Here is a 14,116-nt window from a genome sequence, read left to right as displayed (position 1 = left end):
CTTTCTTTCAGATCATGAAAACTCTCGTCATCTGCCTTTCATTTTCTTTCCTTTTACAGCTTCCGGTATTCTCTCAAACTACCGACACAACCAGACACGAAACCCGCTTTTCAACACAACAACTTTACGCGCCGGCGTTACTTGTAATGGCCGGACTTATAGCCAATGGACATTCGCAGGAATCTATAAAAAATGAACTGGCCGAAGATCGTAACCGACACATGGCCGGATTTAAGACGAAGCTCGATAATTATCTGCAATTTTCCCCTTTTGCAATTGCCTACGGACTTGATGCCATCGGAATAAAATCGAAAACAGATTTCATGAACCGGTCGGTTATTTTGTTGAAAGGAGAACTCCTGGCCATCGGAACGGCCACACTTTTAAAAAGAGTAACCCATGAACTTCGCCCGGATGGCAGTGCGTATAACTCATTCCCGTCGGGCCACACTACACAGGCTTTTGCCGCAGCAACATTTTTAAGTGAAGAATATAAAGACCGTTACAAATGGATGCCATATGCCTCTTACACAGTCGCATCTTCCGTTGGCCTTATGCGTGTTGCGAATAACCGGCATTATATAAGCGACGTGCTCGTTGGAGCCGGTATTGGTTTTTTGTCGATGAAAGTAGCTTACTGGACGCATCAGTATAAATGGGGAAAGAAAAATCGGCAGATAGCGTTCTAAATAAAACTTTTATTTCCTAACACAAATTCAAAACCAATTATATTGCTCCAATTGCGAGCTTACTGCTAAAAATCAATTAGTTGTGTGTAGAATATAAGGCGCAAGAGCTTAAAAGTCAAGATAGATTTAGCCAAATAAATAATTATAAGTTACTTTCAAAAGTAAGACTTGATCTAAGACTTTTGTTCAAATTAAACTCCTGATTTTGTAACTGTTATTTTATTTTTTTAAATAGAGATAATTTAGTGCGTCAGTAAACTCTCCTTTCAAGCTACGTCATGAAATTACTCAATTTCAAAAAATTGATTGCTCCATTACTCTTTGTTTTAATTCTTTGTAGCTTTAATTCCTGCTGCACAAATAGAGGTTGCTTTGGTGCAGACGATATGAACCAGATTTATTTCTATGGCTTCACTCCACAAGAAGTCGATACGATTGTAATCAAAAGATTTGACAGAAATTCCAGTTTCAAAACCGTACTGGACAGTGTCCAGGCATTTAGCATGCCCGCTGAGGCTGGATCGAGTTTTCAAATCATTCTAATAGATGATCAGGATAAATTACATATCGATTTTGACTATAAAATTGAAATTCCCGCGTCTGGAAAAACTTTTACCATTTCAGACTTTGTAATAAGAAAAGAAAGGTGCAACACTGGATTTTTGTGTAATGATTTTTACAATGACCTTAACAGTTATAAACTGAATGGGAAGGTAACTGCAACGAGTGGAATTTTGGAAATACATAAGTAATAGTTGATTCAATGAATTTAAAAATTATAGGTTCGCTTTTCTACATTTTCCTTTTTCTTACTTCCAAAACTGCAACTGCCCAGTTATCTGAAAGTTCGAAAATTGGTATTTTAACCATTGGTCCCGGGAAAGACGTTTATTCCGCCTTTGGCCATAGCGCGATGCGTATTACTGATACTGTTTTAAGAATTGACAACGTATAAACTATGGGACATTCACTTTTGATAATAATTTTTACATCAAATTTGCTAACGGAGAAAATGATTACTGGCTTTCTATTGTGCCTTTTCAGCAAGAATATTATATCTGGGCAGTACGTGAGAAACGTAACGTAATCCAGCAAACGCTTAACCTGACTTTAAAGCAAAGAAATGATCTATATCGGTTTTTAGAAAATAATGCACTACCGCAAAACAGTGTTTATCGTTACGATTACTTTTATGATAACTGCTCAAACCGGATAGATAATGCACTAAAAAAGGTTTTCGGAGATAGCATGAAGTTTTATTCCGAAAAAGTTGTGAAAGAACATGGCCAATCAGGCGCATCGATCCGACAACTTACGCATCAATATTTAAAACAAAGTAAATGGGGAGAATTAGGAATTGAAACTTGTCTTGGCATTGAGATGGATAGAAAAATCACACCCGAACAATTTAAGTTTTTGCCTGACTTTCTGATGTGGAATTATGACAAGGCAGTAATAATATCCAAGGAGAAATTTTCACCGCTGGTGGTAGAAAAAACCTTCTTATTTCGGTATAGTGAAAAATCAGATAATGAATCTCAGCTAATTTCTTTCAGTCCAATGGTATGTTTTAGCCTTATACTGATTTTGTCAATTGTCCTAAGTTTTCCTTTCGCCAGCCAACCATTTTTCGCCCGTTTTTTTGACTTTATTTTGTTTTTCAGCTGTGGTGTCATTGGTTTACTGCTTTTGTATTTATGGTTTTTTACAACACATTATTCTCAGTTCAATTTGAATTTGATCTGGGCAAGTCCGTTGAGTTTCTTTTTGTCGTTTACTATTTTTTCGCGAAAGCATAATAATCCTATTTCGCGATATTATTTCTATTATAGCTTATTGTTAATGTTGACAGTTCTTGTTTGGGCACTTTTACCACAACATCTCAACGTTGCTTATCTGCCTCTTTGTTTAGCATTAGCTTTGAGGAGTTATTCTAATTATTACTTTAAGTGATTTGGGTTACACGGAGCGCCACAGAGTAAAACAGAGGTGCGCGGAGTTTTTCCTACACCTCTCAAACTATTTCTCTTCTCTTTTTTAAATATGTATTTAATATCGATTTGCTCAATTCAAAAACATTTCATCAATCAGCAGCAACGCTTTTTTATCCTTATCACGATGCCATTTCGGCATTTTATTTAGTGGTTTGGCTACTATTTTCAGATACGTCACAGTTTCGGTTTTAAAATTCGATTCAACGGATTTCAGAGATGGCTTGTCACCTTTCGACGGTAGTTGTGCTGAAAATATGGTTAACAATTTCAGTTGTTTTGGATTTGAGCCGCCCCAAACCTCAACAAGTTGCGGCGGGAAAATACCGGTGTCTTCTTCAACCATATAATGAACACCGACGGAAGATATCGGAACCGGTTTTTTGAATTCACAAACCAGCGCCATGTCGTTTTCCTTAACAGCAGCCCAGTTGTTTGCCCATGCAGGATTGTTTGCACCTATTACACCCAACTTAGTATTAAAAAATGTCTTGTCACCTTCTGCCTGATGAACGCGGTCCAGAGGAAATAAGATATTAACACTATCAGGTTTATACGCACTTCTGAAAAAATCGAAAGTAGCTACATCACTGGATAGCCATCCCGATTTATAAGCTTTTGTTTTGATTGTTGTATTCTTGGTAAGTACTGTTTTACCATCAAAAACGGGAGATTTAATGCTATCCGGCTCAGTTCCGTCTGTTGTAAATCTCAACTCCACACCTTTTATCGGATGTTTTAGCTGCAAGGGAATAGTCTGGGCAAATATGGTTGAACTGTTTTTCACTTGCGGAAGATTTAGTTTCAATGGTTTTGAACCATCATCTTTAAAACCACCGATGAACGTTATTTTAGCATTTGCTTTCTGTAATTTTTCAAGGTCTGATGATGCAATCCCTGTGTCCCAGACTGAAATTGTTTTCAGGTTTTTAAAAGTAGGAATTACTGCCTGTAAATCTTTAAAATCCATTTTTGTTCCTGATAAAGTCAGGCTTTCGAGGTATTTTAAAGTAGTAAGTTCTTTCAGACCTTTGGCGGTAATGTCAGTAAAGTTAAGATCAAGTTTTCTGAGATTTTCAAATTTGCTTACACTTTTCAGATCTGAATCCTTAACGGGCATTTTGTTCAGGTTGAGCGATACAATTTGCTTTTTAACTTCTTCCAGTTCATCAAGCTGACTGGCGTTAAAAGCACTCCGGTTGTAAATATTCACAGACAAAGCCGGCGATTCCCGCGCGACTTCGCTAACTGTCCTGTAATCGTTATTAAGTTTTTTCACTGTCTCTTCATCAGCCGCAGAGAAATCGTAAACTTCTTCCTCTTTTGAAGCAGGTTTTAACCGGGCAACAGCGAATACTCTCAAAGAATCTGTGGCAGGTAGTGCCATAACTTTTTTGTTGAAAGTAGCGTTTTCTTTCACCCATATACTCAGCAACGCTATTTCCTCGGTCGTAAGTTGTGTCTTTCCAATCGGCGGCATATGTTTTTTATCATTGATAGATAAATGTACACGCTGCAAAAGCAGACTTATCTGAGGATTTCCTGGCACAAATAATTTACCCGTTTTCCCTCCTTTCAGTATTGATTTGGGATCCGTTAAAACCAGTTCCCCTTTCATTTTTTCCGGATTATGGCAGCTTACACATTTCTGTTCAAGAATTGGTTTTATCACATCATTAAAAACCTCTGCTTTTTCTAATGGTACAACTGCCATTTCTTTCTGGCTGGAAACAGGTTCAAAAATAAAGTTTTCCCCATGTGTTATCGCTGCGCCATAATGTCCCGTCAGCACAAGTGCTACAACGGTTATTAAAGCCGCGCTTTTTGCGATAGGCGCTTTATACCAGCGTTTATTTCGAACGAAATAGATTATCGAAGCGACAAAAAATAATGCCGAACCCGTCCATTTATGCCATATCAATGTCTCGCCGGAATAACCCTCTTCTCTTGAAAGAAAAAGGCCCATTGTTACGGTCACAGCCGCAAATAAAGAGCCGACAAGAAGTAGGTTTTGTGAATAATTCCGGTAAAAAGTATTAGCCGAGTTTTCAGTTCTAAATCTGAAAAACTCCATAATCATAGCCAATAATAAAATGACAATCGGGAAATGCAAAATAAGCGGATGCATCCGACCGATCGTTTGCAACCATGGCGGAATAACCAGTTTGTTTTCAAAAAGAAGCAAAAAAGCTATAAAAATATTGGACGCAAATAGTATCTGCTCGGCAAACCTTTTTAATCTTATATGTATCACAAAACCGGTTAGTTTATTAATTTTCAGGGTTTAGGAAGCGGATATTTCCAGGAAATTATCCGCTGCAATGCTGGTCTTTTATAGTTTTATTTCAGATCGCTGTATTTCACATACTATACAGATATTACTTTTAGCTGATAATATCATTCACAACTTTTCCGGAAACATCAGTAAGCCGGTATCTTCGGCCAAGATGTTTGAAAACAAGTTTTTCATGATTTAGCCCAAGCTGATGTAAAACTGTCGCCTGGAAATCGTGAACGTGGACAGGATTACTGGCAATATTGTATCCCAGCTCATCCGTTTCTCCATATACAATACCAGGTTTGATACCACCGCCGGCCATCCAAATTGTGAAACAGCGCGGATGGTGATCACGGCCGTAATTATCGGTTGTCAGTTTTCCCTGCGTGTAACTTGTCCGGCCAAATTCTCCTCCCCAGATCACCAACGTTTCATCCAGCAAACCTCTTTGTTTTAAATCTGTTACCAAAGCAGCGGAAGCCTGATCCACGTCTTTTGCCTGCTTGGCAATTTCAAAAGGAAGATTTCCATGCTGATCCCAACCCTGGTGATACAGTTGAACAAAACGAACACCATTTTCAGATAACTTTCTAGCTAAAAGACAGTTAGCAGCAAAAGTTCCGGGCACAAGACAATCCGGCCCATATAATTTTATGATATCATCCGACTCTTTTGACAAATCCATTACTTCCGGCACAGCGGTCTGCATCCGGTAAGCCATTTCGTATTGTTTTACTTTGGCAGTAATTTCCGGATCACCAAATTCCTGATACGACAGCTCATTGAGCTGCGAAATATTGTCGAGCATATCTCTGCGATCCTTACGGTTCATGCCTTCCGGATCGCGCAAGTAAAGCACGGGATCCTCACCCTTGCTAAACTGAACTCCCTGATGGACAGAATCCAGGAATCCGTTTGACCACAATTTGGAATATACTCCCTGACCATTCCCTACCCCTCTGGATAATAAAACCGTAAAACTTGGAAGGTTTTTATTTTCATTTCCCAAACCATAACTAAGCCACGAACCCATACTTGGCCGGTTTCCCTGCTGCGATCCCGTTTGCAAAAATGTCAGCGCAGGATCATGGTTAATCGCTTCGGTATACATCGATTTAATGATGCAAATATCATCGACAATTTTAGAAGTATATGGCATCAGATCGCTTATCCAAGCACGTGATTCGCCGTATTGCTTAAAATCAACAAAGGATCCAACCAAGGGAAAAGACGCCTGATTTGCGGTCATGCCAGTTAATCGTTGCGTTCCTCTGACGGAAGGCGGAATTTCCTGGCCAAACAAATCTCTCAGCTTCGGTTTATAATCAAATAACTCCTGCTGTGACGGCGCACCATTTTGAAATAAATAGATAACCCGCTTTGCTTTTGGGGCAAAATGTGGAATTCCAGGCGCCAGTCCTTCTTCCGTTCCGGTTCCGTCAAACAGATTTGGCATAAGAAGCGAACCCAGAGCCACGCCACCTATACCCAAACTCATTGAAGACAAAAAACGTCTTCTGTTAAAATTCAGACCATGTTCCAGGATTTCCTTTTCCATAATTAAAAATCTTATTGCGCTCAATGAGCAATGAATAGTCCTCTCCCATTAACAGTTAACCATTGACCCTTAACCATTCATAAATCAGGTTTTTGTAATTGTTTCTTCTAAATTATAAATGGCCGAAACCACCCGCATTAAAGCTGCCAGTGATAATTTATCTACATTTTTAATGATCGGATATTCGCCAACAGATATCATTTTGGCAGCTATATCCGGTTTCATGATTTTCAGCTCCTTACTATAATATGCTGATAAAACTTCGATCTCCTTTTCACTTGGTTTGCGACAAACGATGAGACGGAATGCCTTGATAATCTTATCCGGAGATGCTGTTTTTTCCTGTAAAAGTCTTGCTGCCAAAACACGGGAAGCTTCCAGAACGGCAGGGTCATTCATCATTACAAGGGCTTGCAAAGGTGTATTTGTTTTCAGTCTTTTTACTTCACATAAATCACGGTTACTGGCATCAAATATTCCCATCGTTGGTGGCGGCACCGTCCGTTTTATCAGCGTATACATGCCTCTGCGATAAAGACTTGCGCCATGATCCTGATTGTAAACTGATAACAAACCTCTGCCCGAAGTAGCACCTTCCCATAATCCCGCAGGCTGGTAAGGTTTCACACTTGGACCACCGATGGTTTTGTTTAACAACCCACTGCTCGACAAAACAAGATCCTTTATAAATTCAGCATGAATACGGTACCGTGAACCACGAGATAAATAAATATTATCAGGATCAGTCGCCAGTTTCTCCTTCGTAATCACAGCAGACTGCCGGTATGTTGCAGAAGTTACCATTTGTTTCACAAGCCTTTTTATGTCCCAGTCATGTTCCATAAAATCCGCAGCAAGCCAGTCAAGCAAGGCAGGATGAGATGGAAGTTCTCCCTGCATACCAAAGTCGCCGGAGGTTTTTACAATACCTCTTCCAAAAAATTCCTGCCATAAAATATTCACATAAACTCTGGCAGTGAGTGGATTTTTTTTATCAAAAAGCCACTGAGACAATCCCAGACGATTTTTGGGATATTTATCATTGAATGGTAAAATGGATTTTGGCGTACCAGGTTGGACTTCTTCTCCCGGAGCATCATAAACTCCGCGTTTCAGAATATAAGTTTTTCTGGTCGTATCAAGATCACCCATCACTGACACAATTAACCGGCTGGTATCCTGTTTATTTACAAATTTCAGAATACTTTTTGCGTCCTCATTACTGATTTCCATCAAAGGATTTTTTGCATAGGTCTCAGGTCCTCCAATAACAGATTCAATCCCGACTTCCTTCACATTATTAAAAAAAGCAAACATCTGGTAATATTCCTTCTGAGAAAAAGGATCATACTTATGATCGTGGCAATGTGCGCATTCCAGCGTCACACCCAGTAAACCCTTACCAAACAAATCATTACGATCAGTAACATACATGATCCGGTATTCTTCCGGAATTACCCCACCCTCTTCTGTGATTTTATGATTTCGATTAAACCCGGTTGCCAAAAGTTGCTCTTTTGTTGATTTCGGCATCAAATCTCCTGCCAGCTGCCAGGTCACAAAATCATCATAATGCATATTTTCGTTAAAGGCATGAATCACCCAGTCGCGCCACGGCCACTGTGTACGATATCCGTCATCCTGATAGCCATGTGAATCTGCGTAACGAGCAAGATCCAGCCAGTGAAGTGCCATTTTTTCACCGTAAGCAGGATTTTGAATCAGTTTGTCAACCATATTTTCATAGGCTCCGGCGCTGTTATCGGCCAGGAAACTATCCATCATTTGCAACGTTGGCGGCAAACCTGTAATATCCAGACTAAGTCTTTTTAACAATCTTTCCTTATCCGCTTCCTGGTTTGGTGCAAGTCCTTTTTGCTCCTGTTTTTGTAAAATGAAATAGTCGATTTCATTTTTCGGCCATTCCTTCATGGCAACTTTCGGAAGTGCAGGTTTTACAGGCGCAACAAACGCCCAATGTTTCTCATATTTCGCGCCTTGTTTGATCCACTTTTCAATCAGACTGATTTCATGGTTAGAAAGTTTCAGATTTGAAGATTGCGGTGGCATCAGTAAGGCAGTGTCCTTTGAAGTAATCCGCAGATAAGCCTGTGAAAATTCCGGTTTTCCGGCAACCAAAGCATGCGCTGTCGGATTTTCCTTCAATGCCTGAAAAGCACTTTCTTCTACATCCATTCTTAAACCTGCGGCTCTTTTATTGGCATCGGGGCCATGGCAAGCCAGACATTTGTCAGAAAGGATTGGTCTTATATCAAAATTATAGCTGATTTGCTCAGTCATTTTTTCTTCTTTTGCCTCATTTGAGGAATCCTTATTACAGCATTGGAGCGACAAAACAAGGCTGATGATAAGGGTCAGGAATATGGGAATTCTAAGCATACCAGAAATTACAAGAAATTGCAATTAAATATAATTAATTATCTAAAAAATGAAAATTTACCGGGTCATAGCAATTAACAGATTTTTCCTAAACCAACTATCCTGCTCTGTCCGTACTGGTATTTTCAGCATATTACTTTTGAATACAGTTTTAAATACCGGACTAAATATTCTGTTATATATGAAGACAGAATTGAGTATAAGTTACTGGTTATTAACGTATATAAATTATCAATCAGAAACGAAAAATTAAATATCGGCATTATTTGCTGTTTTGTATTTTAATGAAATATTAACCTAAAAAAGGTAAAACGCCGGCTTGAAATAGTGCTGGCATTTTACCTTTTTCTTAATCAATAAATCAACATCTATTTATCCCACCAGACTCTTGTTTTATAACTATCAGCTCCCTGACGAGCCACTGCCTCATTGTAGCTGTCTGCGTTAAGTACAGGTTCGTCGTCCGGGTATCTCAAACGGCGCGGAATAGTTCCTCCAGTTTCGTTGTCAGGATAATTCACAGGTGTTAATTTAGGATATCCTGAACGACGAAAGTTTGCAAAAGATTCATAGCCATTCATGAAAGTTGCTGCCCAGTATTGGGTGTTGATCTGTTCCAGCGCTTTTTCCTGATCGCCTGTACCGACGAATGGATTTGTTGTTAAATATGTCGTAATTTCAGCATCAGAAATAGTGGCAGAAGCATCATATTTTGCCAGGTTTTTCATAGCTCCTGTAACTCCGTTTTTATAAAATTGCGCTGCATCTCCTGTAATCCAACCCCGAACTACTGCTTCTGACAACAAAAACTGCACTTCTCCATAAGTCAGGAACATTCTAGGACCATCCAGTTTGGCATAAACATCCCGGTTAACTCCCGAATATTGATGTTCCTGTCCCGGTGCATTAGGATCGTAACTTGGATCTTTTACCAATGTGATTCTGTCGAGCCCGTTTGGGAGACCTTTTTGGATAGCTGGATCCGTATTTTTGGTAGCCACATTGGTCGGATCGGTGTAAACGGCAACGGTGTATTTAAGACGCGGATCGTTATGGCTTTTCAGAAAATCGAAAAACGTTTTGGCAATTTTTCCCGGACTTCTGGTGGTAACGCTCAGCGTGTAGCTCATACCATTAGTCAAAGCTTCCAGCGTTCCAACTTTGTCTGTTCCTTTGATAAATAAATTATCATCAACCGAACTAAAAACCCCGCCAGCATAAGCCTTTTTCACCCATGCCTGGGCAGAAGCCGGATCAACCTTTGACAAACGCATACCCAATCGGAGCATCATCGAATAACCGAATTTCTTCCATTTGGCAATATCCCCGCTGTATGCGATATCTGCCGAGGCAAAAAGTGCCTGGCTTGCATCCAGTTTGCCTGTTGCGTCTTCCAGTTCCGTCAGCATATTATTGTAAATATCCTGCTGCTTGTCATATTTGGGCTTGTAAATCTGCTGGTAATATCCAAGACTGGCTTCGGAGTAAGGAATATCACCATACATATCGGTGAGACGGTGATAAATTACCGTTTTCCAAATTCTCGCCATGTTATAAAGATTTGCGTACGCAGGCTTGTCTTTTGAAAGCTGAATAACATCTTCAATTAATTTGGACGGTCCTGCAATGGCGTTGAAAGTTGACTTCCAAAGTAATTCATTATTAGGTTTGTAATAAACATACTTGTCGCCGTGAAAATCAAAAATTCCCACATTGCTTAGCGAAGCAAATTGCTGCATGAATGCCTGGGCATAATAAAGATCGGTATTATCATCCCCTTTTGCCGTTCCCAGCTGCGTGGTTGTAAAAAGAAATGAAGGGTTGAATCTGTCCGACGTAACAGCGTTTGGATCCTTGTTGAGCTGCTCGAAGCCATTATCGCAGGCAGTCATCAAAAGCAGACTGCATCCCAATATCACCGCGTTTATTTTTTTCATATACATTTGATTAAATCTGTTGACGGTTAGAATTTCAGGTTTACATTGAAGCCATAACTTCTTGTTGGTGGCAAGGCTGTGGTTTCAATGCCCTGATCATTACCCGCGGAAATATTCGTTTCAGGATCTATGCCTGGTGTATGTTTCATCAGGATTTGAAGATTTCTGCCTACCAGCGACACACTCGCTCCCTGGATAAATCCTGCCTTTTGAAATAAATATTTTGGCAAATTGTAGGTCAGCGATACGTTGCGGAGTTTGATAAAACTTGCATCATAAATATAATCATCCAATGCATCGCGCCTTCTTACGATAATTGCCCGGTTGTTAACTCTGTCGGCAGTCACCAGCACTTTATTAACTTCACCGCTTTCAGTAACACCCGGAAGCACGGCGCCGTCTTTTCTGCCGATCAAAGAATGAATGGACATTCCGCGGTGATCCAGATTATAACCTGTTTCAGAATATATTTTCCCACCAAATTTCCCGTCAACAAGAACTGACAAAGTGAAAGCTTTATAACTGAAATTATTAGTAATCCCGCTTGTAAATTTATGTATACCAGAACCGAAAGAAACCACACCAGCCGGAACAATCGGCAAACCGGTTGCATCAATAACATCCTGACCCTGTGGATTTTTTAGTATAGTCCGGCCAACAATCTGGGAATATTCTTTTCCTTCAATATGTTTGATAAAAGCCTTGGTTGAAGTAGCAAGTATCAGCTCAGTAGAACGATCAGATATTTTGATCACTTTACTTTTGTTATAAGCCGTATTCAGGGAAATGTCCCAGTTGAAGTTTTTGCTTGAAAATGGTTTTGCTGTGATCAACAATTCAACTCCACGGTTGCGAATGGATCCTACGTTAACCGAAACGCCGGAATAGCCGCTTGTGCTCGAAATACTTTCAACAGCTATATCATTGGTAGTCATTTTGTTATAAGCTGCGATATCAAATCCCAGTTTATTTTTAAACAAACGCAGATCCAAACCTACCTCAAATTCATTTACACTCAGCGGACGCAGACTGCTGTTTGGAACGGTTGTCTGATTAATAGTTCCAAGCGATTTTCCATCGTAATTATAAGGCAGCAAACCATACGTAAGATTTAAAAGATAAGGGTTGGTATCACCGCCAACAGAAGCATAAGCAACCCTGAATTTTCCAAAACTGATAGCCTCAGGCATATTCCAGGCCTGCGAGAAAACGTAACTGATTCCGGCCGATGGATAAAAGAAGTTATTTGATTTTGGGTTTAAAGTTGAGAACCAGTCATTTCGCCCCGTTACGTTAAAGAATAAATAGTTTTTATAACTAAGCTCAGCGGTGGCAAAAACAGAATTTATCTTTTTGTCATAAATAGCGGTGGAAACCGTGCGGGTCGAAGTATTATTGATCACTTCAAGTCGTGGAATTACAATACCTGAACCTGAAAGTAAAGTGGTATATCTGTGTTGTGACATCAGATTACCACCGAGATTTATTGAAAGTGCAAAATCTTTGTTAAGGTCCTTATTAAAACCGATCAAACCTTCAAAATTCCTTTCCCAGAAATTCATTCCGGATAAATCAATCTGACCGTTTGGCCGGTAACCTGTGCCTTCCGGAACTGTTTTGCTCGTATTAAAAGTATAAAAATCCTGTCCGGCCTTTCCCTGAATAAAAAGCCAGTCAAACAAATTCCAGCGCAGGTTAACAGTGGAAATAAACCTGTCTTTGGTAGAATTATTCTTTATTTGATTAATTACGTAATATGGATTCGTTGCATTTAAGTCCGTACCGAGCACTTTTTCTTTGAAAGTAACGGGATCATAACCCGGCGACAAGGCACTGGTTGGCATGTTGCTGTTGACGTACAAAATTGTAGCCGCGCTATTGCTGTTACTGCCACCAAATACGTAACGGTTGTCAACTCTTTCATTGATGTAATCAACGTTTCCTGTAACCACAAGATTTTTGGAGATATTCTGGCTTAAACCAAGGTGGATGTTATCTCTTCTCATGGTTGCATTAGGGATTATTCCCTGGTTTCTCATGTCGGTAACACCAACACGGAAAGATCCTTTTTCGCCACCTCCCGAAAATGAAATATTATTGGAACGTGTATGTCCGGTTCCGTAGAAATCTTTCAGCACCTGATCTTTTACATAAGAATAAGGTCGTTTAACACCATCAAACTGAACCGTTTCAGAGCCATCGTATAATTGTCCCCAGTGATTTTGTGAGTGATTGGCAGCATCCTGCTGACTCGCCGGTTTCACGCCTCCGTATCCCTGGCCATATTCCTTTTGCAGCTGCCACAGATAATAGGGAACCTCAAATGTGTTATTACTATTGACTTCAACCCCAATTCCTTTTTTCCCTTTACCGGATTTGGTCGTAATCACAATGGCTCCATTTTTTGCGCGTGAGCCGTAAAGTGCAGCAGCAGTCGCTCCTTTTAATACCGTAATTTCTTCAACATCATCAGGATTTATACTAGAAATATTATCGCCATAATCGGGATTATCGGCGTTTACACCGCCAAAACGAGTGTTATCCATGGGTAAACCATTGATGATATACAAAGGCGAATTATCTCCGGAAATGGAAGTATTTCCCCGAATCGTTACCCGGCTCGCTCCGGCAGGACCGGTGGCAACTCCACTGACATTTACACCAGCAACGCGGCCAGCCAGCGCATTTCCGAAATTTGTTTCCCTTGTTTTTGTAAATACTTCACCGTTAACCTTGGTTACAGAATAACCCAGCGACTTTGCTTCTTTTTTGATACCCAGTGCAGTGACAACAACTTCATCCAAAGCCTTACTGTCAGATTCCAGTGTTACAGCAATGTTGGTAAGATTTCCAACCTTTACTTCCTGCACTTTATAGCCCACAAAAGAAAACACCAAAACTGCTTCCGATTCAGCAATGTTGACTGCGAAATTTCCACCTCCGTCGGTAATTGTGCCCTGCTGCGAACCTTTTACCAAAACGCTTACGCCCGGCAGCGCCTCCCCTTTTTCATCCGTAACCTTTCCTTTAATTTCTGTTAAAAAATCCAGTTGGGCAGAACCAAAGCTGCTGTTTTTTACCAATTCAATTTCCCTGACTCCGGTACTGATAGATACAGCTGCATGACCGGGAATTGTCAGAGCGGCAGCTGCAATGAATAGGGAACATCTCTTGCCCAAAAATGAGAAGAATGTACCATGACGTGGTAAAATTTTCTGTTTCATGCAATTTACCTGGGGTTTTATGGTTGGAATATTTCGTTT

General features: G+C 40.1%; 9 protein-coding genes. 4 read left to right on the top strand and 5 right to left on the bottom strand.

The annotated features are described in order from the left end of the window. Window positions 1-14 precede the first annotated feature (14 nt). The 4 genes from IEE83_RS12020 to IEE83_RS12005 all read left to right on the top strand — a co-directional run bounded on the left by IEE83_RS12020 (window position 15) and on the right by IEE83_RS12005 (window position 2,642). Window positions 15-689 (top strand): phosphatase PAP2 family protein, encoded by a 675-nt coding sequence (locus IEE83_RS12020; protein WP_194120816.1) that lies wholly within the window; start codon window positions 15-17, stop codon window positions 687-689. A gap of 278 nt (window positions 690-967) precedes the next feature. Then, window positions 968-1,441, top strand: coding sequence for a hypothetical protein (locus tag IEE83_RS12015; protein ID WP_194120815.1), 474 nt, complete (start codon window positions 968-970; stop codon window positions 1,439-1,441). A gap of 11 nt (window positions 1,442-1,452) precedes the next feature. Continuing rightward, window positions 1,453-1,644 (top strand): hypothetical protein, encoded by a 192-nt coding sequence (locus IEE83_RS12010; RefSeq protein WP_194120814.1) that lies wholly within the window; start codon window positions 1,453-1,455, stop codon window positions 1,642-1,644. Further along, window positions 1,641-2,642 carry a lipoprotein N-acyltransferase Lnb domain-containing protein gene (locus IEE83_RS12005; protein ID WP_194123384.1) on the top strand — a complete coding sequence of 334 codons (1,002 nt, stop codon included), beginning with the start codon at window positions 1,641-1,643 and terminating at the stop codon, window positions 2,640-2,642. Before IEE83_RS12010 ends, IEE83_RS12005 begins: the two co-directional genes overlap by 4 nt. 111 nt (window positions 2,643-2,753) lie before the next feature. Here the strand turns inward: IEE83_RS12005 and IEE83_RS12000 are convergent, their stop codons facing one another. The 5 genes from IEE83_RS12000 to IEE83_RS11980 all read right to left on the bottom strand — a co-directional run bounded on the left by IEE83_RS12000 (window position 2,754) and on the right by IEE83_RS11980 (window position 14,077). Continuing rightward, window positions 2,754-4,934, bottom strand: coding sequence for a c-type cytochrome domain-containing protein (locus IEE83_RS12000; RefSeq protein ID WP_310588495.1), 2,181 nt, complete (start codon window positions 4,932-4,934; stop codon window positions 2,754-2,756). Window positions 4,935-5,064: 130 nt separating this feature from the next. Then, window positions 5,065-6,516, bottom strand: a complete 1,452-nt coding sequence (locus IEE83_RS11995; protein ID WP_194120813.1) for a DUF1501 domain-containing protein — start codon at window positions 6,514-6,516, stop codon at window positions 5,065-5,067. Window positions 6,517-6,600: 84 nt separating this feature from the next. After that, the gene (locus tag IEE83_RS11990) at window positions 6,601-8,916 is read right to left on the bottom strand and encodes a PSD1 and planctomycete cytochrome C domain-containing protein (protein WP_194120812.1); all 2,316 of its coding nucleotides are present in this window, start codon (window positions 8,914-8,916) and stop codon (window positions 6,601-6,603) included. 368 nt (window positions 8,917-9,284) lie between these two features. Next, window positions 9,285-10,853 (bottom strand): SusD/RagB family nutrient-binding outer membrane lipoprotein, encoded by a 1,569-nt coding sequence (locus IEE83_RS11985; protein WP_194120811.1) that lies wholly within the window; start codon window positions 10,851-10,853, stop codon window positions 9,285-9,287. A 26-nt stretch (window positions 10,854-10,879) separates the two neighbouring features. Then, a complete protein-coding gene (locus IEE83_RS11980; protein WP_194120810.1) occupies window positions 10,880-14,077 on the bottom strand; it encodes a SusC/RagA family TonB-linked outer membrane protein in 3,198 nt (1,065 codons plus the stop codon). Window positions 14,078-14,116 lie beyond the last annotated feature (39 nt).

This window comes from Dyadobacter subterraneus, assembly GCF_015221875.1.
Lineage (GTDB): Bacteria > Bacteroidota > Bacteroidia > Cytophagales > Spirosomataceae > Dyadobacter > Dyadobacter subterraneus.
The sequence above is the reverse complement of the archived record's forward strand: the minus strand, read 5'-3'. Positions and strand labels throughout refer to the sequence as shown.